This is a genomic window from Streptomyces sp. HD, from assembly GCF_028369295.1.
Taxonomy (GTDB): domain Bacteria; phylum Actinomycetota; class Actinomycetes; order Streptomycetales; family Streptomycetaceae; genus Streptomyces.
This window is the reverse complement of sequence record NZ_JAQMYP010000014.1, coordinates 20498-42574: the sequence shown is the minus strand read 5'-3', so window position 1 is coordinate 42574 and position 22077 is coordinate 20498. Positions and strand designations below refer to the sequence as shown.

The window sequence follows — 22077 nt, the reverse complement described above, 5'->3', positions numbered from 1 at the left end:
TCAGTTGTGTCGGCGCTCTGGGGGTTGTGTCAGGCGGCGCGGGCGATGCGGGGGTGGGTTTCGTAGCGGGGCGAGGGCGGTCGGCCACCGCGTCCGGTCCGCGGGGGCGGCGGAACCTGCCGGATCCACCCGTGTTCTTCGAGCAGGGCGAGGGCGGGGTCCAGGTCACCGATGGCGGGGAAGTCCGCCCGCCGGAGCATGCGGAACAACTCCCGCTTCGTGAACCGCGCCAGGCTGCCCGTGACGATCTGGGCAAGCGCGGTGAGGGCGGAGTCGTGGGCGGGGTCGGCGCTCATGGTGTCGAACACGTCCAGGGCGTGCGCGGTGAAGTAGTCGCCCAAGATGGTGGCCGCGGCCATGATGGCGGCGTCGATGGGCTTGTGCCATCCGTCCTCGGGGTGCGCGGCGAGGTGCAGCAGTCCGGCGATACGGGCCACGGCCCCATCCCGCTTGGACGCCCATTTCACGATCGGCGCGTAGCTTCCGTCCGGTCCGAGCCGGGACTCGGTGACCTTCTGGAACGCGAGCAGGACCGCGTCCGCCTCGGGGGTGAGCTGGAGCAGGGCGGGGTCGGTCCAGTCGGCCAGAGCCAGGGTGAGACCGCCCAACTGCCGGGCATAGGTGGCGGCGACCTCCTCGTCCAGCAGGTCCGGGGCGAGGTTGCGGCGACCGACTAGGGACAGGGGCTTGGAGTAGAGGAAGCGGGCGAGCAGGCCGCGGCCGTCGGCTCCGTCGATGCGGGAGAGGGCGTCCAGGACCTCGGGCTGCACGGCGAGGCCGATGGTGACGGCGGGCATGTCGATGTGCTGGGCTTCGCGTCCCTGCCGGTTGACGCGGATCATGTCGCCTGCGTGGCCCTTGAGGAACATGCCCATGTTGGGCTTGCCGCTGTAGCGGCCGGCGATGATGTCGAACAGCTCGCCCTCGGCGCTCAGGCAGGAGATCCGCCCGCCCTGCTGATCCAGCAGGGTCCCGATGTTCTCCGGCGTCACATCGTCCGCGACAAGCTGCGGTACGGCCGGAACGCTCATCTCATCGACCGCTTGGGCGAGTTGGACGGCTTCCGCGGTCAGCGTGCCCCGCTCGTCCGGTTCGGCGCCCGCGGCGCGACCCGCGGCCTTGTCGGCTGCGGACTTGGCCAGGCGGATGGTGGTCTCTGCCTCTGCCCGAATCGGCCCGGAGAGCTCAATCAGAGACTTTTCGGCGGCGAGCAGGGGGCGGACCATGAGGTCGAACACGGCGCTCTTGCGGTTGCCGGGGTCCAACGCTACGGCGGTGTAGATGTTGACGGGCTCGCGCCAGTGGCCGCGCACGCACACCTTGACGCGTCCGCCGGCGGCGGTGGCGATCACGGCGAGGGCGAGGCATCCGGCGAGGTCGGCGGGGGTCTGGGTCTCCTCCGCCACGCCGCGGACCATGTTGCCCAGCCATGGTGGCAGAGCATCAACGGGGAACGGCGGGAGCGGGGGGCGGGACTTGAGGGGCACCGGTTCGTCCCAGGCGGGCCCGGTGATGTCCTCGGCGGTCAGGTCGAACCCTTCCCACAGGTCCGGGGCAACGTCGTTCGTGCTCATGCGGGCATCCCTCCGTCTGGCAGGTGAAGGTCAGTGACAAGGGCTTTTCGGACGCCCTGGCGGGCGGCGTCTTTCGCGCCCACGGTCGTTGCCGACGGAGTGGGTCGGGCGGCTTGCGGTAGGTGCGCGGAGGCGCCTGCCAGACCGTTGGTAACGGCCCGTTCCGCGTACGACTGAGGGACGCCCACGGCGACGGCCGCGGCGACGATCTGACGGCCGATCTCCTCCAGGCCGCACGGTCCGGGGCACTGCGCGTGCTGCCTGGACATGAACTGAGCGACCCCGAACGCCTGCGATCCGGCGCCGGATTCGGTGCGGGAGAGCACCATGGCCACGCCGCGGGCCAGGCCTGTGCGGACGTAGCTGGCGGTGTGACGGCATCCGGTGGCCACGGTCGCGTCCCACACGGCGCGCTCGGGGAGGGAAGAGACCACCCTGCCCCGGGCGGGGGTGGTCTCTTCCCCTTCGACCAGGGCGCGGACGGCCGGAGGTAGGGGCTGCATGCGCCCCGTGCCGGGTCCGAGCCAACGGACGTACTGACTGCGGGATTTGATGTCCACGCCGGGACGTACCGAGTTGGCTGACGACATGGTCCCGAGGTAGATCCAGTGCTCGCCACGGGTGGTGCGCACAGTCCGGGTGGGCGGCAGGGTCCCCCTCGCCCATGCGATCGCCCGCGCGTCGTCCAGGTCCACGACGGTCAGCCCTGCCCCGCCGGGGTGATAGGCGACCGCCCGAGCCTGCCGCCACGCAGACACCCATTCGGGCGAGGTCAGGACCCTGGTGTCGGTCGTGGCGGCGGCCCACGCGTGGCACACCGCGGGACACTGGCAGGTACCTGCGCTCTTCATGTGAGGGCGCCCGCCACAGGCGTTGTCGCCACAGGCACGGCAGTTGCCGAACGGCACCTTGCCCTCGCGCAGAGGCAGCGGCGGCACGCCGGCCGCCGCCAATTCCAACGCGGTCCGCAGATGCTTGCTCACGTCGGCCTGTCGAGAGAACGCGTCCGGCAGACGCGGCCTTGAGTCGCATACTCGCCGGTTGTCGGTGGGTTGGGTCATGCTGGAGACCTCCAACAGGTCTGTTGAGGACGGGTTGGACAAGGGCGGCCCCGGTTCTTTGGCGAGATGCGGGGGCCGCCCTTGGCGTAGCTAGCCGTGGAAGTGGCTGCGCTTGATCACGGCTTTGCGGATGTTGACGGTGCTGCCGCTCGCGCCGCCCGTGATGGTGCGAGCGGGCATACGCAGGGCGAGGACGATGAGGGCGATCCACATCGCGGCGCCGGAGCCGAACCCGGCGGCGGCACTGATGATCTCGCCGACGCCGTAGCCGACGCCGGCGGACAGCACGCCCCCGCCGATCCCCGCGCCGACGAAGCGCTGCGCGATCGGGTCCAAGAGCGGGAGCGGGGTCAGGTCGCGCGGCTCGGGGCGGACCATCGGGGGCGGGGCGAGGTGCTTGGGCATGGGGACCATGCGGCCGTAGGCGTCGGGCACCCACACCACCGCTTCCCGCTCGCCGTACAGCTCCACCGATGCGGCGGTGGGGACGTAGGGGGCGAGAGGCTCGGGGTGGTGGAGTTCGACCGGTGCGGGCCGCCGTTCGAGGTGCGCCACGAGGGGCTCCCTTCGGGAACAGCCGCAGGCCCGCGCCACCAGGTGTGAGACGGGCCCGCGGGCGGGTGTTACGTGACGGTGTTAGGGGGTGTGATCGGCCGCTGTTAGGGCGGGTAACACGTGCGCCTGCCTAGGGGTTTGGGTGTTAGGCGGGCGTAACGCGTTACGGGTGTCAGGCGGCCGTGAGGGCGGGCACGATACGCCACCGGCCGGTGGTGTTCGTGGCGTCCAGCCGTCCCTCCTGCGCGGCTTCCTTGAGTCGCAGGGAGACCCAGGAGCGGGAGAGGTGGTGGCGGTCGCACCAGTCGGTGAAGTCCTTCGGACCGACGACCATGCGGCCCTCGTCCTCGAACTCCTCCAGCGCTTCGGAGAACAGCTGCCGCGCCTCCTCGGGGGAGGGCTTGTGCCCGGCTTCCTGCCCGAAGATCGGGGAGTCGTCGCCCTCCTCCGCCTCCGGGAGTTCCGCCTCGGGGTCGATATCGGCGTCCTCCGGATCGACCAGCAGACCGCCGTACTCCATGTCGTCCTCCTCGGGCACGGCCCGCAACGCGACCGGCTGCCGGGCAGACTTGCTGTCGGCATCGGAGCGGCCGGTGTAGGCGCGGCCGGCCACCCCGGATACGGCTCCGGCGGTGATCGGGTCGGCGGTGGCGCCGTTGTGCTGCGCCCACGCGGCCAGGCGTTCCATGACGGGCACGGCGCGGATGGTGAAGCGGCGGGTGCGGCCCGGGGACGGGTAGCGGGATTCATCGATGCCCGGCGAGACGACGTAGCAGTATCCGGGGCGCCGGTTGCCCCACGCTCCGGGGTGGGCACCCGCGTCGATGACCGTCTCCGGCAGTGAGAACCCCTCGTCGCGCGGGTCGCAGCCGAGCGCGATCACGGACGGCAGGGAGGCACGGGTGGAGGTGGACATCTGGTCGTACGACGGCCGTTGAAGCGACACGATCAGCGAGATGCCCGCCGACCGGGCTTCCTGGGCGATGCCGGTGAACACGTCGTCGCCCAGTGCCCGCAGGGTGTTGGCGGCTTCCTCGAACCAGGCCACCAGGAACGGCATGCCCTCACAGCCGCACGCCCGGCCGTCGTCGCGGCAGGTGTGCTCAGGGCTGTTCTGGGTCTGTGCGGCCTCGGGGACCCACTGGCGGTAGCCGTGGGCACCCAGCCAGCGCGTCCGGGCGGGGATGGCGGCCTCAACACCCGCCACCATCACCTCCGTCTGCGTGCCGCCCTCAACACCCCAGTCCAGACCCGCCCGCAGCGGCGCGAAGTCCTGGAACGCCTTGGGGTCGGAGAACCACACGATCACGTCCCGGCGGGAGAGGATCTCGGTCAGCAGGTTCAGCGCTGCATCGCCCTTGCCGGACCCCGTGCCGCCCGCGATCAGGCCGTGCGTGGAGTTGCGGCCCGCGTCCGGGTCCCCGGGCAGCCACATCACCAGCTCGGCTCCGTCGTCGTAACGGCCGATGACCAGCGGTTCGGCGATCGAGCCACCCAGGTTCGAGGGGCCCTCCCACTCCACCACCTCGGACAGCATGTCCTCGGGCACGATGACCAGGTCACCGCGCCGTTCAGAGTCCGGATCAGGCGAATACCGCACGGCGGACTTCGGCAGGTCCAGCGCGGACGCGATCCGCGCCAGGGCCTTGGTGACGTCGTCGTTGGTCTGCTCACCGGGCTCCAGCGCGAGCGGCGCGGTGACCCGGTTGGGGTCCACCTTCGCCTGCCCGATCTGCGCCCGCGCCAGACCCACCTTCTCCAGCAGACCCCCATCCCCGCTACCGCCCGCGGCGCCCTCGGGGCTGTGCCGCAGGACCATGCGCACGTTCCACGACAGGGCCACGACCGGCCCGCCCATCAGGTACAGGTCATCGACCGGACCGGCGGTCGGTCCGGCCAGGCAGGCGGCCGTCAGCCACGCCGACCCGCACGCGACGGTGACAGCCGAATGGATGCGGCGCTGCTTGGTGGTGGACTTGCCCATCAGCCACGTGGCACCGGTCAGCGCCACGGAGGCAAGGGTCAGGCCCACGCCGGCCGCCGCGCTGTCCCCCCAGTGCCAATGCCCCAGCGCCCCGGCCACGCCGGTACCGGCCAGCCCGAGCCACGGCGGCAGATGGGGCTTGGCCCGGTGCAGCAGGTACGCCCGCACCGTGCCTCCGGAGCTGGATTGAGCCTCGTGCAGGGCGTCAACCCGAAGAGGGTAGGTCTGTCCGTCCTGGTCAGTCCACTTGCGAGCCATGGTCCAACCTCCTTACTGCTGAGCCCAGTTCATGACCGGCTGCTGCGGCTTGCGGGCACGGTGACGGACACGGTTGATCTCTTCCTCGAACTCCTGCTGGAAGGTCGAGTAGCAGGCAGCGGCGTTCTTCGCCGCGTCCCGCAGGCTGTCGGCGGACTTGCGCATCTTGCGGGCCACCTTCCGCGCCCGGACCCGCGAGCCGAACGCACGCCCATCCGGGTCCGGCACGGCCGCCAACACGCTGTTGAAGATCTCGGCACCCATCGCCACCTCGATGGACAGCGTCACGCACGCCGCACGCAGGGTGTTGCAGTAGTTCCGCACCTGCGCCGGGGAACCGAACTCCGGTGCCGGCAGCAGGGATTGGGCACCCGACCGACCACCGCGGCCACGGGCCGCGTTCTTGTTGTTGTTCACGGTGACGTTGATCGGCGGGACCATCGAGCCGCCCAGCGCGCCGACGAACCCGCCGGCGGCGGCACCGGCGTTGGCGAACTTGTTCGGCTTGTTGGCCGCACCGTTGCTGTTGTTGTTCGTCGGCGGACGCCGACGCTGGCCGTTGCTGGTCTGAGCCATCAGGCAGTCTCCTCAGTCAGTGGGTGCGGCGGACGATGAGCCACGCGGTCTGAGCGGCAATCAGGATGAGCAGCCAGACCAGTCCCAGCGGGCCCGCGAACGGGCCGAACCCGGCGGCCAGCGCCAGCCAGGCGCCCGAGAGCGTGGCGAACACGGCCAGGGCGATGCGCCAGGCCAGCGCGGAACCCTGCGCGGGCCGACGGCGCTGGACGATGCCGAGCCACACAACCGAGGTCACGGCCAGGGGCGTGAGCACCAGGCCGGACCACCAGCCCAGCACGTGCAGGAGCGCGGTCACGACCAGCGCCAGCAGGGCAAAGCCCGTCGGGGCGAGCGATGCGCGGGAGCTCCACAGCGCGCGGCCCAGGAAGCCGAGCGCTTCGCGGGTCAGGGAGGGGCGTTCGGGCACCACGACCACGAACGGGTCACTCCGGCGGCGGCCACGCTGGCGGGGGATACGGACGGTGTGGACACTCGCGCCGGTCTTCACAGCGCGGGTGCGGGTACGGCTGGACACAGCACAACTCCCGGGTGAGAGAAGGAAAGTGGAGGTAGCGGGGGTGTTCACGCGGTCGGGCGGGGCAGCGCGCGGCACTTCTCGGCATGCTGCTGCGCCCAGTTCTTGACCGTGTTCGTGTAGTAGGAGTCGTTGCTCCAGCAGTCACCGCAGCCCCGGCAGGTGGCGGTCGACTTCGCGTCGCCGTAGGTGACGTCCACCGTCAGCTCCGCGTCGTGCAGCAGCTCAGCGGCGTGGGTGAGGTAGCGGGCGATGACGCCCTCGGGCCAGGCAATCGTGGCGCGCATGGAGTGTGTCTCCCGGAGGTTGAAGGGTCAGGCGGCGCGCGGTTCGTCGTCGGGGAAAGCGCAGGGCACGCACATGCCGACCGAGACGGGGATGGTGTAGCCCGCGTCGGTGCGGCACTGCGGGCAGGTCCGGCGGGCAGCGTTGGCCTTCTCCAGCGCCCGCCATTTCGCGGGGGTCATGGGCCGCACGGGCTTGGCCTGGTCGATCCGGTAGAGATAGGCGACCAGCGGCGGACGCCGGCGGCGCGGGCGCTCGATCTGTGCCACCACGTCCTGACCACCGGCCGGAGCTCTTGCGCACGGAGCTGACGGCGAGTGGCAAGACCCTCCGGCGCAAGCCGCCACGGGTAGACCGGAACGGCACCCATCAGCCGCTCGCGACGGCCAGCTCAGCGCTGTCCCTGCCGGGCTCGCGGTGTTCGGCGTAGCGGGCGGAAACCCAGCCCACGGACCAGCCACACAGGTCCGCCGCGCGCCGCACGGAGGCTCCCTCAGCTACGGCGGCGACGATGATCCGCCGGGCGTGCTCCTCGGGCAGCTTGGTGTTCACGGGCGGACCATCCAGCAGCGCCGCGTGTTCACGACGGGCGGCCTCCTCACGCTGACGGCGCTCGGCTTCCGCCTCCCGGGCAGCGCGCTGTTCACGATCACGCTCGGCCTGTTCACGCTGTTCACGCTCGCGTTCACGGCGTTCACGGCTCTCCCGCTCGGCCGCCTCGGCCCGCTCCCGGGCCTCACGCTCCTCACGGCGCCGGCGCTCTGCCCGCTCGTCTGCCTCACGGGCCAACGCGGCTTCGTGTTCACGCTGTTCACGCGCCAGCATCACCGCGTGCTCGCGCTCCTCCCGAGCCTCGGCACGGGCCTGCGCGGCACGCTCGCGGGCCGTCTGCTCGCGCCGTTCCCTTTCCGCTTTCCGCTCGGCTTCCAGGGCCGCCACGGCGTGGGCGATGGCCCTCCGGTAGGCGAGGCTGGTCTCCGCCGTGACGATCAGCAGCAGCGGCGCAACCGAGTGGACAGCCACGCCGACCAGGTCTTTATTCAGCGCGGAGTCGGCCGTGTTGAGGGCGAGCGTCATGAGACCGGTCATCCAGCGCAGGATGACGGGCCAGCGTCCGCCGTGCCCGCCCAGGCGGGCCAGCACGTCATCGAGCTTGACCACGATGACCACGGCGGCATCCACCACAAGGGGCAGGATCGGCGCCGTCCAGTCCCACTCATCGGCCGTGTGCGCGGCCATCAGCGGCGTCACGGTGAGGATCGAGTAGAGCATCGCCCCGCACACGATCAGCCACGTGCCGCCCGACAGGGCGCGCTCCGCTGAACGGGTCTGAACACTGTTCACGCCGCCTCCCCCACAGGCTTCACGGCGGGCAGGGAAGCGCGGCGGAACCCGTTGGAGGCGGCGTTGTAGATGAACGCCTCACAGCGCCACTTGAACTCGGCAGCCGGGCGTTCACCGCACCGCTTCCACACGTGGCCCGTCGGCACGCCGTGCGTGGCGGCGTCGGCGTGAGCCTCCTCGCACGAGGCGTAGATGGTGTGCGGCTCGCCGTAGTGCAACAGCACCGACAGCGTCCGCCCCTCCATCGACTCACCCTCCGGCTCCTCGCGAAGCCGCCGGATCTCGATGTCCTTCAGCAGCAGTTCCTGCTGCGCGACGGACAGCTCCGCCATCGCGTGGGCCAGGAGCTCCCCCACCTCGGTAGCGGTCGCCTCCGCGCGCTCCGCACGGCCGGTGGTGGCGTACAGCTCCCGCACGTGCCGGCCGAACGCCTCGGTCGCCGCGCCGCTGGTCTGCCGGGCGTGCTCGCGGGCCGTGCCCGCGTCGGCGTCCAGCCGTTCCAGGCGCGCTGCGGTGACGATGCGGATCACGCCGCCTCCCCCGCGGTCGCGCGGTTGGCCAGGGCAACGCGTTCGGCCAGCACCTTGTGCACCGCCTTGCGCAGCCGCCGCTCGTCCAGCTCGGTCGGCGTGCGGTCCATCAGGGCGATGCGGACGTCCAGCAACTCGACTTCCGCGTCGATGAGCGGCGTCTCGTACGCGATGGCGTCCAGCTCTGCGGCCGTCGGCTCGCGGTCGAACTCGTCGGTGGTAACAACCGTCTGAACAGCACCGATGTGCCTCATGGGTCGTGTTCCTCTCGAAGGTGGGAACGGCCCGAACAGCACCCCCGGAGTTGCCGCTCCGGGGGTGCACGCCGTTGGTGGTGAAGTCGCGCGAACCTCGCGCGGCGCGGCCATTGAGCAGCGGCCGGAGTGCCCCGGACCGGACTCGAACCGGTCAGGCTGCCTTCGGGGCTCCGCGATCTTTGCCCTTGTCTCACCGCACGTGTGGATCACTTGTCCGCCCTGTAGGGACGGCATGGGAGAAGGTGCTTGCTGCTCGTGCGGCAGGGCCTACGGCTTGTCGCTGTTGCCTGATGCTTCTGACGGCCGCTCTTCCCGTGTCCAGGTTGCGGTGCGCCCTCTGTTCAGTTCTCAGGGAACGACCAACTCAGGGCCCCACATGAAGGCGAGCTATCCCGAACCGGCACTACCTGGAAGCAGCCCAAAGAAGGCCCCTCCCGATTCGCTGTCCTAGGACTGCGAGCGGCTCGGGAAGACGATGGCACGCAGTCCTAGGACTGTCAACAGTCCTAGGACTGTGGTTCACTGGTTCGCGTCGAGAGGAGTTCTGCGTGGCACCGAAGTGGCGCGAGCTGGCGGACAGGCTCGCGGAGCAGATCAAGAGCGGTGCGTACCCGCCGGGCGCGCAGTTGCCCCAGATCAGAGAGCTAGTTGAGGCCGGGGAAGGCTCAAAGGCCACCGTCCATCAGGCGTACAAGGCGCTGGAGGCCGAAGGGCTCGTGACGTCGACGCGCGGACACGGCACCGTGGTGCGTCCGCGCGCTCCGCTCAAGCGGCTGGGCATCGCTCGGTACGACAAGGCGAAGTGGCGCGACGGTGACGAGGTCGCGTTCATAGCTGACCGCGTCGCATCGGGTCGCGCGTACAAGCGGAACGAGCAGACGCAGACTGTGAGCCGAGTCCAGGCGGACAGCCTCGTAGCCGAAGGGCTTGGTGTCCCAGTCGGCTCGGAGGTGTACGCACGCGCCCGCCTCGTGAAAGAGGGGACGCAGCCGACACACACCCTGACCAGCTACTACAGGCCGGAGCACGTCGAGGGGACACGCATCGTGGACCCTGCCCCGGGCCCTGCCGGTCGTGGCGGCGGATTCCGGGTCCTCTACGACGCCGGATACGAGATCGACCACATGCGAGAGGCACTGTTCGCCCGCGTCCCGACGGCGGACGAAGTGCAGCTCCTACAGCTCCCCGTCGGTGAGCCCGTAGTCGAGTTGCACCGGACCACGTACACCGCAGATGGCACGGTGGTTGAGTTTGCGGTTGGCCTCCATGCAGCTTCTCGCTTCGCGTGGGAGTACGACTTCAAGGTTCCCGACTCGGCACAGCACAGGAAGGGGCAGGAATGATCTCGGCACAGGCATGGGCGGATGCTCGACTTCTATGGGACTACCACCGGATGCACCACGAGCCGCGACCTTGTTCGGTGGCCGTCGGTCTCGGCAGCCACGACCTTGGTGTGGCTGACGTGACGGCGGAGCTGTACCACCAGCGCATGGCGCCGGTCATCGTCTTCACGGGGGCCACCAGCCCCACGACCCGGGCGCGCATGCCGCGCGGTGAGGCTGTCCACTACCGAGAGCGGGCGTTGCAGCTAGGGGTGCCCGATGCCGCAGTATTCCTGGAACCGCGTGCCACGAATACTGGCGAGAACATCGAGTTCACGAAAGCGGTGTTGGCAGAGGCCGACGTCAAGGTCTCGTCCGTCCTGCTCGTGAGCAAGCCGTACGAAGAGCGGCGCTCGTACGCCATGATGCGGAAGCTCTGGCCTGAGGTCGAAGTGGTGTGCGCGTCCACTCCGATGGGCTTGGAGGAGTACGCCGATTCCATCGGAGACGTGCGTATGGTGATCGACATGATCGTAGGTGCCCTACAACGAGTGCTTGTCTTCCCAGGCTGGGATCTGGCCATCGAGCAGGTTGTGCCGGATGCCGTCGTGGCCGCCTATGAGAAGCTGTGCGTCGCAGGTTTCACCAGTCGACTCATCCCTGGGGTAAACAGCGCTTGAGCTCAGTTGGAGCCGGGCGGCAAGAGCAGGCTGGTCCCAGTGAACTCCTCCGAGTCTCTACTTCTCCGAGCGCGACATTCAGCGGTACCGCACTCGCTTTTTACCTCCCGAGTCGAACGAACCGCACCTCATTTATGACGACGATCCTGCGGCCGTGATTGCAACCTTGGGAATCCGTCCAGCCCTGACTCGCACAGTAGCCCGCCCGGATCGATCCGAGCGGGCTATAGAAAGAGCAGCGTCCACCAGCCCTTTCCCTTCCACCTTTGCCTTAGCAGGACGTCGTGGTTTCCCCACGAGCCTTGCGGCCGTTATAGTTAATAAAGCCGACTACCGAAATGCAGTTCCTGCCGTCTTTCATGGAGACGGGCCCCGCATATTGCTTATAATTCCCGGAGTCTCGATCCCATTGGAGCGATGTGCATCCATTTCCCGGGGCTGTCTCTCTACACAGGTGTATTTCTGCATACATCGGCTTAGCGGTTCCGTAACCTCCTGCCGCGTTCGCCACAACGGCGGCGCAATGTTTACCGCTGGAAGCATCGTAATACAGATATGTGGTGCCATAACGAACCGAAGGGCTGTCGATTGTTTCCAAGCCGTACGAAGCGACTTGAGATCCCGTGCAGCCGTATCCCCCGGCGGATGCTGATGGCGCAGCAGCCAACCCGCCAAAAAATATCGAGCACGATAGAAGCGTGCGACCGATTATTCTGCGCATTTTTGCCATTTGCATGCTCCCTGGTGAGTCGATTTTTCAAGGTCCGCATCGATGGAACGGAAAGTTGCGAAGGAATTGCCGTGTAGTTATCGAGGGCCTGAACCCAGTAAGCCTGGCATGGCCATCGAGTTGCATCCTCAATTTATATTGAAGGTGATCATTGCTACTTCCCATAATCTTGCATAAATGGGAAATTGCCCTCACTCCCCGAGGGGGATGGCTCGGGGTTGGATGCCGTTCCGGACCTCACCCGGGAGGGTCTTCTTCGTAGGTCCCGGATCGGCAGACTGCTGTCGGAGAACAAGGCGAGGACTGTGGACGTGGTCTGGTCCGGAACTGTGGGCAACCTCTTTGAGGCCTTGGCATCGGTTCACTCCCTGCGACCGCACGACAAGGCGAGCGCACAACTGCAACCGCCAGACCTCACGCTGCTGTTGGCGTGCACCAACAGCAGACGCAACCTTATCAACCGAGATCACCCATGCGCCGTACGATCAGCCCTCAAGCTGGGGAACCCGGCAACCGACCGCGTACACGACTGCGGGCATACGTGAGATTCAGCCACCTTCACCCATTGCCCATACGTGAATATTACCGACGAAAGCCAGCATTCAAGACATGACCATGAGGGTCATGTCCGAGTTCAGAGGTGGCTAACCACCTGACGGGAGCCTTTTATCGGGGCAGCCGAAATCGATTCGACTAGACGAATTCGCAGGTCAGCGATGTTGTACGTTCATTGGCGGACAAGAGAACCCCGCCCCTCACGTCTCGCCAGACCGGGGCGGGGTAATCAGACGCTGCCCTACTAGGGCCGCACAGAGAGGAACGACGTGTATATGACCGCTCCCTCCAACCCCGAGCCTAGTAACAAATCCAAGGTCAACGCCAGTGCGCTGATGGTGGGCGTAGGGACGCTACTCATGGGCGTAGGGGCTCTCATCGCGGCTTTGCGATGAGAGCCCCTACGAGTGTCTAACTGTGTGACAACGCCCGCGCATAGCAACGAACACCCACGCACACCTGCGGCCCACCACAGCAGGTGAGAGCCACACCAGCCCAAGGCCGACCGCCCGCCTCAGTTGCTTCGGGGCGAAGAGGTCGCGTACTCAGCGCCAAGTCCGTGGGCCATACGTGGGCCAACGTACCTGATTCTCCGCATGGTTGACGTATCAGTGCAGGTCAGAGCATGTAAATGTCGCGACGGCGCGGCGGTCTTGAAAACCGTCGTGGCAGCGATGTCACCGTGGGTTCAAATCCCACACCCACCGCCACGGCGCAGTGAACGCGCTGGTCAGAAGGGGTGTCCTGAATTCGGGGCACCCCTTGCTCATGGTCGCGGGTCAGGATTTCTTCGCGGCCGTCCGCTTCGTGGTTCTGCCTCTGCCGGTGGCCTTGGCGGTGGCAGTGCTGGTGCTGGTGCTGGTGCGCCCGGAACCCGAAGACGCGCTCTTGCGCCTGCCCCCGGCCTTCGCTGCCCCGCCCGCCCCAGCTGCCTTCGCCGCCCCAGTTGTCTTCGCCGCCCCGGTCGCCGCTGCCGTCCCTGCCGCCCCCTGCGCTGACGACCCGCGCGCGGCTGTCGTCGGCCACTTGAACTCGATCTCCAGCTCGATCTCCCCCTCGCTGACCTCGACCTCAAGCTCGGTGCGGAGGTCGGAGGGGATCCGCAGGCTCAGCGTCCAGGGATCGAGTTCCAGTTCGGCCTCCCCGCCCTGCCTCAGCGCGGCCGCGAGCGCCTCAAGCTGATCGGCCGCCTCAAGGCGGGACAGCGAGCGCTTCTGCTCAAGCTTGAGGTCCTTCATGGCGTCTCCGATCCAGCAGAGCGGCAGAGCGGCAGAGCAGCAGACAATGCCGATAGTCACCATTTTGGGGCCATGTGTCGGGTTGGACATCTTGTCGCGTGGGTCAGGGCCCGGGCTGCTGGACCCGGAGCAGCCGCAACTGACCGATCTCCGCGGCGTTCTTCATCAGCTCGGAGTTCACCCAGCCGATCATGTGGGCCATGGTGTACTGCGGGTCGTTCGGCCAGGGGAACGGCGCCGTGGCGTCCAGGTCCGTGTCGTCGAGCCGGTCCAGTCCCGCCAGCCAGTCGGTGCGCAGGTCACGCAGCCAGGCGACGGTCGCCTTTCCGTCGCCCGGCCAGATGACGTCGGTCCGCTCGCGTGGCTGGCGGCCCCGCAGATGGTCGGCGGCCACGCTCCACCACCAGCCGATGTGCCAGCTCACCCAGGCGATGGTCGGCACGGGGACGGGGTCGGGCTCGGTCTCCGCCCAGTCCGGAACCCAGCTGCCGTCGACGGCCGGGCGCACCGTCCAGCAGTGCGGCGCCGGCTCCCACAGGAAGTCCTCGGGCTGCAGCCGATCGAGGTGATACTCGAACAACGCCCAGGTGACTTCGAACTGCCAGCGCATCAGATCACGTCGGGAAACGCTCATCGGCCGACCCTGGCACAGGCGCTCCCCTCCGGGGCAAGCCGGTTTTCGGGACGCCTGTGCCCGAGCTCGTGTCTCAGAGCTTGTCCTTGAGAGCCTGTTCTTCAGGGCTTCAGGGCTTCAGGGCTTCAGGGCTTCGGGGCTTCGGGGCTTCGGGCTTCGGGGGCTTCGGGGGCTTCAGGGCTCAGAGCTCGTAATCATGTGCCAGCTCTTCCCAAGGCACCTCCCGCAGCCCCTCCTCCGCATCGCAGCCGGACGGCACCCGTGGGGTCGGCTGGAACCAGATGATCGTCAGGGTAGAGCGGTAGAGGACCGGGTCGTGGGTGCGGTCGAGGGCGGTGGAGTGGAAGGCTCCGACGCAGGCCACCGGCGGCAGCACCTCGACGGGACCGAAGCCGCCCGCGTACTGGTCGGGGTACTCGCGCGGCGGCGGGACGAGGTGCACCGGCGCGGAGGGGCGGGCCTGCTCGGCCGTGCGGACGAGGCCCTTGATCTTCATGTCGTTGACGGGCTTGCAGGGGTAGCCCTCCAGCATTCCGCCGTATGTCGAGGAGAACCGCAGTTCGGACAGGTCGAGCGAGCGGCCGGACGTGAGGATGACGCGGGTCAGCGACATGGTCGGCACTCTAGGGCGGTGGCGCATCGAGCTCCCGTGAATTTCAAGGCCCCGTGAATTGCCGAGCCCGTCAGGCGCCGGCGCTGGTCAGGATCAGGGCCGGTGCCCCGTCATCCGCGCGGCCGACGCGATCGTCGCGCGGGCCTCGCGTTCGGTGAGGCCGGTGTTGAGGGCCGCCTCCACGAGAGGGTCGACGAGAGCGGGGCCGATGCCGTCCTCGTAGGCGCGGCAGGCCGCCCAGAACAGGCGGGTGTTGCGTTGCCCCTCGTGCGCGGCGAGCACGAACTGGACGAGCCCCTGACCGTGACGGCCGGCCGACGGGAGCGTGGGGTGGTGTGTGCGGGGCGGCGGGAGCAGGAGGCGCAGAAGGGCGCGCGGGCAGGGCGCGGGGGCGATGTGGGCCGTTCCGGGAGCGGTGCTGTAGACGCCGTGGTCGGTTCGGGAGCCGGGGCCGACGAGGTAACCGCCGGCGCCCCGGATGTCGATGCCGGGCGCGAGACGGCCCGCCGAGTTGGGGACGACGACGTCGGCCGGGCCGGTCAGCCAGAGGTGGCGGCCGCCGCTCGGGGTCAGCACGACCACCGTGGGCGGGATCGTGAACAGGTGGCGCAGCGCGAGTTCGCGCAGGGCGGCGGAGGAGTCCGTACCGGATTTCGTGTCGAGGTCGATGCCGATGAGGTGGTGCGGAGGCAGTCCGCAGGCGATGCCGTAGCCCGTCGCCCAGGGCGCGGCGGCGAAGAGTTCGCGGATGCGGGCGGGGTTGGAGGAGGCGTCGTAGACCCCGTGCCCGAAGCGACCGCACTCGCCGTGGCAGGGCGCGGGTTGGGGGTCGTCGCGGTGCGGGGAGCGCAGGGCCGGGAGCTTCGTCCGGGACAGGGGGATGACGGCCAGTCCGCGCTCGGCGGCTGACAGGGCGTGTGCGAGGGCCAGCGTCGTGGCCTGCCGGTCGGTGGTGGCCATGCCTCCATTTTCGTACGAGTGTTCGAAAAAAGAAAGGGGAAATGGGTGTGACCCGCCGGGCGACTCGCCGGGTGGCGGAGATTGGCCGGAAGTGCGCAGGAACGCTTACCCCGTTGTGGGCCCTGGGGTGGAGCTGTCCGTACTGCCCCGACCCGGGAGGAAGGAGTGGCGAAAGGGGTTTATCGACTTGTCATCACGCTTCAGGGCGAATCGAGGCTTCCGGGGTGGTTCGCCGGGGATTCGGTGGGCAACTCTGATCTCGCGACGTCGTGAACGACTCCGAGGCGGTCGGCCAACTGCCTTGGGATGACCAGTACTTCATGCACTATCTATGCGTCCGGCGGGGAGCCTGGGCGCACGTGTTCTGGAGGAACAAACATGGCAAGCATCCGTACCGCCCGCGTCATCGCCGCCGTCTCCGCCCTTCCGCTCGCTGTCGCCCTGTTCTCCGGCGTCGCGACGGCGGACAATGGCGCCATCGCGGACAACGGATCCAGCGCGGCCGTCACGAACGCCGCCCAGGGCCTCCTCGGCAGCGGGGTCGGCGGCGACAACTACGGCACCTCGTCCACCACCCAGCAGCAGGCGACCGGCTCCGGCGCCTCGAACCAGAGCAACACCGCCCAGGTCAACGGCTCGGCGTTCACGGCCGTCAACCAGGGCAACGACAACACGTCCGTCAACTTCACGCCGCTCTGGTGGTGAGCTGAGGGGGCCGGTGCCCCGGTGCTCAGGCATCGGCTCCCTCGGATTGTGTCGGGTGTGCTCTGTGGGGTGAAACGCGCCTGCGCGGCGGTACTTCGGTGCCGCCGCGCAGGCGTTTTTCGTCGGCCTTGACAGTGCGTCGTATCTGACGGACAGTCAGAAATCTCTCTAGGGGTCTGTCCCGAAGTTTCCGGAGCCGGGTGGGAACCGGATCGGTGGTCGCGGTGTACCAGAAGTGACATTGCGATACGCCGTGGGGCGATGAGGGTGAGGGGACGACGGTGAGCTACGGGCCGGAGGCGAGCCAGCGGGTGGAAGCGGGCGAGGAGTTCGAGGCGCGGCTGAAGGCGTACGAGGGGCAGTCGGCCGCTGTGGCACGCGCGGGCCGGGACCCCGTCAACGCGCCCATGATCCGGCACTGGTGCGAGGCGATGGGTGACACCAACCCGGCGTATCTGGGGCCGGACGCCATCGCACCCCCCACCATGCTCCAGGCGTGGACCATGGCCGGCCTCTCCGGCCATACGGCACGCACACACGCGTACGACGAGCTGCTCGGCCTGCTCGACGAGGCGGGCTACACCTCGGTCGTCGCCACCGACTGCGAGCAGGAGTATCTGCGCCCCCTGCAGCCGGGGGACGAGATCACCTTCGACTCGATGATCGAGTCGGTGTCGGAGAGGAAGACCACGAAGCTCGGCACGGGTTACTTCGTCACGACCCGCATGGACATCCACGTCGGCCCCGACCTCGCGGGTACACACCGCTTCCGCATCCTCAAGTACGCACCCATACGCCGGGCAGGGCAGCCGGACCGGCAACGAAAGCCGTCAAAGCAGGGCGCCGACGGTCGGCGGCAGAAGCCATCGGAGCAGGACGACGGGGGCCGGCCGCAGAAACCCGCCCGCCCCCGCCCCGTCGTCAACCGCGACAACGCCGGCTTCTGGGAGGGCGTCCAGCGCCGCAGACTGCTCATCCAGCGCTGCACCGGCTGCGGCACCCTGCGCCACCCCTGGCTGCCCGGCTGCAACGCCTGCGGCGGCCTGGACTGGGACACGGTCGAGGCGAGCGGTGAGGGGACGGTCTATTCGTACGTCGTGATGCACCACCCGCCCTTCCCGGCCTTCGACCCGCCCTACGCGGTCGGCCTGGTCGAACTGGCCGAGGGAGTGCGGATGATCGGCAATGTGGTGGGGGTGCCGTGCGACAAGGTGCGCATCGGGCTGCCGGTGCGGCTCGAATTCCGGGAGTACGAGGAGGAGTTGGTGCTGCCGGTCTGGTGTGCTGAGGAGGGGACACATGAACGCCGGTGACGAGATGCCCCCGCTGGAGATCCCGATCACCCGCACGCTGATCGTCGCCGGTGCCCTCGCCTCCCGGGACTACCAGGACGTGCACCACGACGCGGAGTTGGCCCGCCAGAAGGGCTCCCCGGACATCTTCATGAACATCCTGACGACAAACGGCCTGGTCGGCCGCTACATCACCGACCACTTCGGACCGACGGCCGTGCTGCGCAAGGTGGCCATACGGCTCGGGGCGCCCAACTACCCGGGGGACACGATGGTGTTGACGGGCAGAGTCGAGGAGGTCGACGGCGACACGGCGACGGTACGAGTGGTCGGGGCCAATGGCATCGGCAAGCACGTCACCGGCACGGTGACGGTGACGGTCCCACCGGGGTCGCTGGGGGCATCGGGGTCTCTGGGGTCGGCTGAACCACCACCGGAACCACCGGAACTACCGGAGTCACCAGAGGCACAGAGGTCACCGGAGACGACGAGGTCGGCGACGGAATCGGCACCCACCACGCCCGCACCGGCCACAGGCACCGAGGCCCCGGAGGCCCCGGAGGCCCCGGAGGCCCCGGAGGCCCCGGAGGCCCCGGAGGACCCGGCATGAGCGTGCGCGGGCGGGATGCCCTTGGCGGGCAGGCGGCGATTGTCGGTGTCGGGGCCACCGAGTTCTCCAAGGACTCGGGGCGCAGTGAGCTTCGGCTGGCCGTGGAGGCGGTGCGGGCCGCGCTGGACGACGCGGGGCTGGCGCCGGGGGACGTGGACGGGATGGTGACGTTCACGATGGACACCAGCCCGGAGATCACTGTGGCCCAGGCCTGCGGGATGGGTGAGCTGTCCTTCTTCTCCCGCGTCCACTACGGAGGGGGCGCGGCCTGCGCGACCGTCCAGCAGGCGGCGCTCGCCGTGGCGACGGGGGTCGCGGAGGTGGTGGTCTGCTACCGGGCGTTCAACGAGCGGTCGGGGCGGCGCTTCGGCTCGGGGGTGCGGCACCGGGAGCCGTCGGCGGAAGGCGCGGCGCTGGGCTGGTCGCTGCCGTTCGGGTTGCTCACACCGGCGTCCTGGGTGGCGATGACGGCCCAGCGGTATCTGCACACGTACGGACTGACGCCTGAGGCGTTCGGGCATGTGGCGGTGATGGACCGCAAGTACGCGGCGACCAACCCGGCCGCCTACTTCCACGGCAGACCCATCACCCTCGCCGACCACGCGGCCTCGCGCTGGATCGTCGAGCCGCTGCGGCTGCTGGACTGCTGCCAGGAGACGGACGGCGGCCAGGCGCTCGTCGTCACGTCCGTCGACCGGGCCCGTGACCTGCCCCATCCACCGGCCGTGATAGCGGCGGCGGCCCAGGGGGCCGGCCGGGGGCAGGAGCAGATGACGAGCTTCTACCGGGACGACCTCACCGGCCTGCCGGAGATGGCCGTGGTGGCGCGGCAGCTGTGGCGGACGGCGGGGCTGGGGCCGGGGGAGATCGACGTGGGGATCCTCTACGACCACTTCACGCCGTTCGTGCTGATGCAGCTAGAGGAGTTCGGGTTCTGCGGAAAGGGAGAGGCCGCCGACTTCGTGGCCGAGGAGCGGCTGCCGCTCAACACCCACGGGGGGCAGCTCGGGGAGGCGTATCTGCATGGGATGAACGGAATCGCGGAGGGGGTGAGGCAGGTGCGGGGTACGTCCGTGAACCAGATAGCCGGGGCGGGACGGGTGCTGGTGACGGCCGGTACGGGCGTGCCGACGTCGGGTCTGGTGCTTGCCGCCGAGGGATGACCCCCAGGGGTAATCCCGCAGTAGGTGTCCCCCGCTCGTCCACCTTCAGGAGGTGGAGTGAGCCCCACCCCTACAACCTGAGGCGGACGCTTCTTCGGCACCTGCGGCCGATCCGCTCAAGGAGGGGTCGCTCATAGCGTGGAGCCATGACCACACCCGTCTGCACCAGCGCTTCCGAGGCCGCTACATCGGCGAGGCAGACCTTTCCGAACGCGACGTACCCCTCCTTCACGTCGTATGTGCGGGCCCGTCAGCCGGTGCTGCTGCGTACCGCCCGGTCGCTGACCGCGAACCCGAGCGACGCGGAGGACCTGCTGCAGACCGCACTCGCCAAGACATACGTGGCCTGGGAGCGCATTGAGGACCACCGTGCGCTCGACGGCTATGTGCGCAGGGCACTGCTGAACACAAGGACGTCGCAGTGGCGCAAGCGCAAGGTCGACGAGTTCGCCTGCGACGAGCTGCCCGAGCCGGAGCCCGCGCCCGGCCGGCACGACGACCCGGCCGAGCAGCAGGCGCTGCACGACGCCATGTGGCGCGCGATCATGCGGCTGCCGGCGCGGCAGCGGGCGATGGTCGTCCTGCGGTACTACGAGGACCTCAGCGAGGTTCAGACGGCCGAGGTGCTCGGGGTGTCCGTGGGCACGGTGAAGTCGGCCGTGTCGCGTGCGCTGGGCAAGCTGCGCGAGGATCCCGAGCTGGGCCTCGCCCGATAGGGGACTGGGTCGGCGCAAGCCCCGCCCCCTGGAGCCGGCCGCCCCCCAGACAGGCTGTCTTTGTCAACGTGACTTGATCGATCAGCGGCACCTAGTGACATACCAAGCGGTATGTGAGCAGAATCAGCGCATCCCATACCACCGCGTAGGCAATGTCGCCCCCGGGAGGACGCCGTGCTGAGCACCATGCAGGACGTACCGCTGCTGATCTCCAGGATCCTGACCCACGGGTCTACGATCCACGGCACATCGCAGGTCACCACCTGGACCGGCGAGGCCGAGCCGCACCGCCGTTCCTTCGCCGAGATCGGTACCCGTGCAGCGCAGCTGGCGCACGCCCTGCGCGAGGACCTGGGCGTGGCCGACGACGAACGAGTCGCGACCCTGATGTGGAACAACTCGGAGCATGTCGAGGCATACTTCGCGATTCCCTCCATGGGTGCGGTGCTGCACACCCTCAACCTCCGTCTCCCGGCCGAGCAGCTGGCCTGGATCGTCAACCACGCCGCCGACCGGATCGTCATCGCCAACGGTTCCCTCCTCCCCCTGCTCGCCCCGCTGCTCCCGCACCTCAAGACGGTCGAGCACGTGGTCGTGTCGGGGCCGGGTGACCGCTCCGCCCTCGCGGACGCGGGAGTCCAGGTGCACGAGTACGAGGAACTGATCGCCGGCAAGCCGATCACGTACGACTGGCCCGAGCTGGACGAGCGGCAGGCCGCCGCCATGTGCTACACCTCCGGCACCACCGGCGACCCGAAGGGCGTGGTCTACTCCCACCGCTCGATCTACCTGCACTCCATGCAGGTCAACATGACCCAGTCGATGGGGCTGACCGACCAGGACACCTCGCTCGTCGTGGTCCCGCAGTTCCACGTCAACGCCTGGGGTCTGCCGCACGCCACCTTCATGACCGGCGTCAACATGCTGATGCCGGACCGCTTCCTGCAGCCCGCGCCCCTCGCCGAGATGATCGAGGGTGAGAAGCCGACCCACGCGGCCGCCGTGCCCACCATCTGGCAGGGCCTGCTCGCCGAGCTGACCGCGAAGCCGCGGGACGTCTCCACCCTCGGCCAGGTCACCATCGGCGGCTCGGCCTGTCCGCCCTCCCTCATGAAGGCGTTCGACAAGCTGGGCATGCGGGTCTGCCACGCCTGGGGCATGACAGAGACCTCCCCCCTCGGCACGATCGCCCGTCCGCCGGCCCACGCGGTCGGCACGGAGGAGGAGTTCGGGTACCGCCTGACCCAGGGCCGTTTCCCCGCCTCCGTCGAGGCCCGCCTCACCGGCCCCGGCGGCGAACGCCTCCCCTGGGACGGCGAGTCCGCCGGCGAGCTGGAGGTGCGCGGCCCCTGGATCGCGGGCGCCTACTACAACGGCCCCGACGCCGAGCCGCTGCGCCCCGCCGACAAGTTCAGCCAGGACGGCTGGCTGAAGACCGGCGACGTCGGCACCATCTCCGCCGACGGCTTCCTCACCCTCACCGACCGCGCCAAGGACGTCATCAAGTCCGGCGGCGAGTGGATCTCCTCGGTCGAGCTGGAGAACGCGCTGATGTCCCACCCGGACGTCGCCGAGGCAGCCGTCGTCGCCGTCCCCGACGACAAGTGGGGCGAGCGCCCGCTGGCCACGGTCGTCCTCAAGGAGGGCGCCACCGCCGACTTCGAGACCCTGCGCGCCTTCCTCGCCGACGAGGGCAAGATCGCCAAGTGGCAGCTCCCGGAGCGCTGGTCGGTCATCCCGGCAGTGCCGAAGACGAGCGTCGGCAAGTTCGACAAGAAGGTGCTGCGCAGGCAGTACGCCGAGGGCAGCCTGGACATCACCCAGCTCTGACCCACATACGTCGACGGCCGGGGCGACCTCGTCCCGGCCGTCGAGCGCTTCACCGCCGTCGAGCGCTTCACCGCTGTGGAGCGCCCGC

Annotated in this window: 21 protein-coding genes and 2 pseudogenes; 8 read left to right on the top strand and 15 right to left on the bottom strand. The window is 68.9% G+C overall.

What is annotated here, in order from left to right; genetic code table 11:
* Positions 1-29: 29 nt before the first annotated feature.
* From POF73_RS15950 to POF73_RS15900, 11 genes and pseudogenes are all read right to left on the bottom strand, one after another.
* Positions 30-1574: a YfjI family protein gene (locus tag POF73_RS15950; protein ID WP_272115474.1), complete on the bottom strand. Its 1545-nt coding sequence runs from the start codon at positions 1572-1574 to the stop codon at positions 30-32.
* Positions 1571-2635, bottom strand: coding sequence for a DNA primase (locus POF73_RS15945; protein WP_272115471.1), 1065 nt, complete (start codon positions 2633-2635; stop codon positions 1571-1573). The genes POF73_RS15950 and POF73_RS15945 overlap by 4 nt, the downstream gene beginning before the upstream one ends.
* Positions 2636-2725: 90 nt before the next feature.
* Positions 2726-3190, bottom strand: coding sequence for a hypothetical protein (locus POF73_RS15940; protein ID WP_272115469.1), 465 nt, complete (start codon positions 3188-3190; stop codon positions 2726-2728).
* A gap of 172 nt (positions 3191-3362) precedes the next feature.
* On the bottom strand, positions 3363-5432 hold the full coding sequence (gene traB, locus POF73_RS15935) for a plasmid transfer protein TraB (protein WP_272115467.1): 2070 nt from the start codon (positions 5430-5432) through the stop codon (positions 3363-3365).
* 12 nt (positions 5433-5444) lie between these two features.
* A complete protein-coding gene (gene traA / locus POF73_RS15930; RefSeq protein WP_272115465.1) occupies positions 5445-6008 on the bottom strand; it encodes a plasmid transfer protein TraA in 564 nt (187 codons plus the stop codon).
* A 16-nt stretch (positions 6009-6024) separates the two neighbouring features.
* The gene (locus POF73_RS15925) at positions 6025-6525 is read right to left on the bottom strand and encodes a hypothetical protein (protein WP_272115463.1); all 501 of its coding nucleotides are present in this window, start codon (positions 6523-6525) and stop codon (positions 6025-6027) included.
* A gap of 47 nt (positions 6526-6572) precedes the next feature.
* A complete protein-coding gene (locus tag POF73_RS15920) occupies positions 6573-6812 on the bottom strand; it encodes a hypothetical protein (protein WP_272115461.1) in 240 nt (79 codons plus the stop codon).
* Between the two features lie 27 nt (positions 6813-6839).
* Positions 6840-7180 (bottom strand): annotated as a pseudogene (locus tag POF73_RS15915) (RRQRL motif-containing zinc-binding protein).
* On the bottom strand, positions 7180-8154 hold the full coding sequence (locus POF73_RS15910; protein ID WP_272115459.1) for a DUF2637 domain-containing protein: 975 nt from the start codon (positions 8152-8154) through the stop codon (positions 7180-7182). The pseudogene POF73_RS15915 and the gene POF73_RS15910 overlap by 1 nt, the downstream one beginning before the upstream one ends.
* Positions 8151-8684 carry a hypothetical protein gene (locus tag POF73_RS15905; protein WP_272115458.1) on the bottom strand — a complete coding sequence of 178 codons (534 nt, stop codon included), beginning with the start codon at positions 8682-8684 and terminating at the stop codon, positions 8151-8153. The genes POF73_RS15910 and POF73_RS15905 overlap by 4 nt, the downstream gene beginning before the upstream one ends.
* The gene (locus POF73_RS15900) at positions 8681-8938 is read right to left on the bottom strand and encodes a DUF6284 family protein (protein WP_272115457.1); all 258 of its coding nucleotides are present in this window, start codon (positions 8936-8938) and stop codon (positions 8681-8683) included. Before POF73_RS15900 ends, POF73_RS15905 begins: the two co-directional genes overlap by 4 nt.
* A 551-nt stretch (positions 8939-9489) precedes the next feature.
* Between POF73_RS15900 and POF73_RS15895 the strand changes: the two genes are divergently transcribed.
* Both POF73_RS15895 and POF73_RS15890 read left to right on the top strand, forming a co-directional pair.
* Positions 9490-10284: a GntR family transcriptional regulator gene (locus POF73_RS15895; protein ID WP_272115455.1), complete on the top strand. Its 795-nt coding sequence runs from the start codon at positions 9490-9492 to the stop codon at positions 10282-10284.
* Positions 10281-10943, top strand: coding sequence for a YdcF family protein (locus POF73_RS15890; protein ID WP_272115453.1), 663 nt, complete (start codon positions 10281-10283; stop codon positions 10941-10943). Before POF73_RS15895 ends, POF73_RS15890 begins: the two co-directional genes overlap by 4 nt.
* A gap of 2064 nt (positions 10944-13007) precedes the next feature.
* Here POF73_RS15890 and POF73_RS15885 read toward each other — a convergent pair.
* The 4 genes from POF73_RS15885 to POF73_RS15870 form a co-directional block, all read right to left on the bottom strand.
* Positions 13008-13466 (bottom strand): amphi-Trp domain-containing protein, encoded by a 459-nt coding sequence (locus POF73_RS15885; RefSeq protein WP_272115451.1) that lies wholly within the window; start codon positions 13464-13466, stop codon positions 13008-13010.
* 103 nt (positions 13467-13569) lie between these two features.
* Positions 13570-14100, bottom strand: a complete 531-nt coding sequence (locus POF73_RS15880; protein WP_272115449.1) for a DinB family protein — start codon at positions 14098-14100, stop codon at positions 13570-13572.
* A 181-nt stretch (positions 14101-14281) separates the two neighbouring features.
* Complete coding sequence (locus POF73_RS15875; RefSeq protein WP_272115446.1) at positions 14282-14713, bottom strand: hypothetical protein; 432 nt, start codon at positions 14711-14713, stop codon at positions 14282-14284.
* Positions 14714-14806: 93 nt separating this feature from the next.
* Positions 14807-15673 carry a bifunctional DNA primase/polymerase gene (locus POF73_RS15870; protein ID WP_272115444.1) on the bottom strand — a complete coding sequence of 289 codons (867 nt, stop codon included), beginning with the start codon at positions 15671-15673 and terminating at the stop codon, positions 14807-14809.
* Positions 15674-16051: 378 nt separating this feature from the next.
* Between POF73_RS15870 and POF73_RS15865 the strand changes: the two genes are divergently transcribed.
* The 6 genes and pseudogenes from POF73_RS15865 (at position 16052) to POF73_RS15840 (ending at position 21989) form a co-directional block, all read left to right on the top strand.
* Positions 16052-16378 (top strand): hypothetical protein, encoded by a 327-nt coding sequence (locus tag POF73_RS15865; protein WP_272115442.1) that lies wholly within the window; start codon positions 16052-16054, stop codon positions 16376-16378.
* 281 nt (positions 16379-16659) lie between these two features.
* Complete coding sequence (locus POF73_RS15860; RefSeq protein ID WP_272115440.1) at positions 16660-17691, top strand: bifunctional MaoC family dehydratase N-terminal/OB-fold nucleic acid binding domain-containing protein; 1032 nt, start codon at positions 16660-16662, stop codon at positions 17689-17691.
* Positions 17678-18064: pseudogene (locus POF73_RS15855) on the top strand (MaoC family dehydratase); the annotation flags it as partial. The gene POF73_RS15860 and the pseudogene POF73_RS15855, both read left to right, overlap by 14 nt.
* A 212-nt stretch (positions 18065-18276) precedes the next feature.
* Positions 18277-19443, top strand: coding sequence for a lipid-transfer protein (locus POF73_RS15850; protein WP_272115438.1), 1167 nt, complete (start codon positions 18277-18279; stop codon positions 19441-19443).
* Positions 19444-19589: 146 nt separating this feature from the next.
* Positions 19590-20159: a SigE family RNA polymerase sigma factor gene (locus tag POF73_RS15845; protein ID WP_272115436.1), complete on the top strand. Its 570-nt coding sequence runs from the start codon at positions 19590-19592 to the stop codon at positions 20157-20159.
* A 174-nt stretch (positions 20160-20333) separates the two neighbouring features.
* A complete protein-coding gene (locus POF73_RS15840; protein ID WP_272115434.1) occupies positions 20334-21989 on the top strand; it encodes a long-chain fatty acid--CoA ligase in 1656 nt (551 codons plus the stop codon).
* Positions 21990-22077 lie beyond the last annotated feature (88 nt).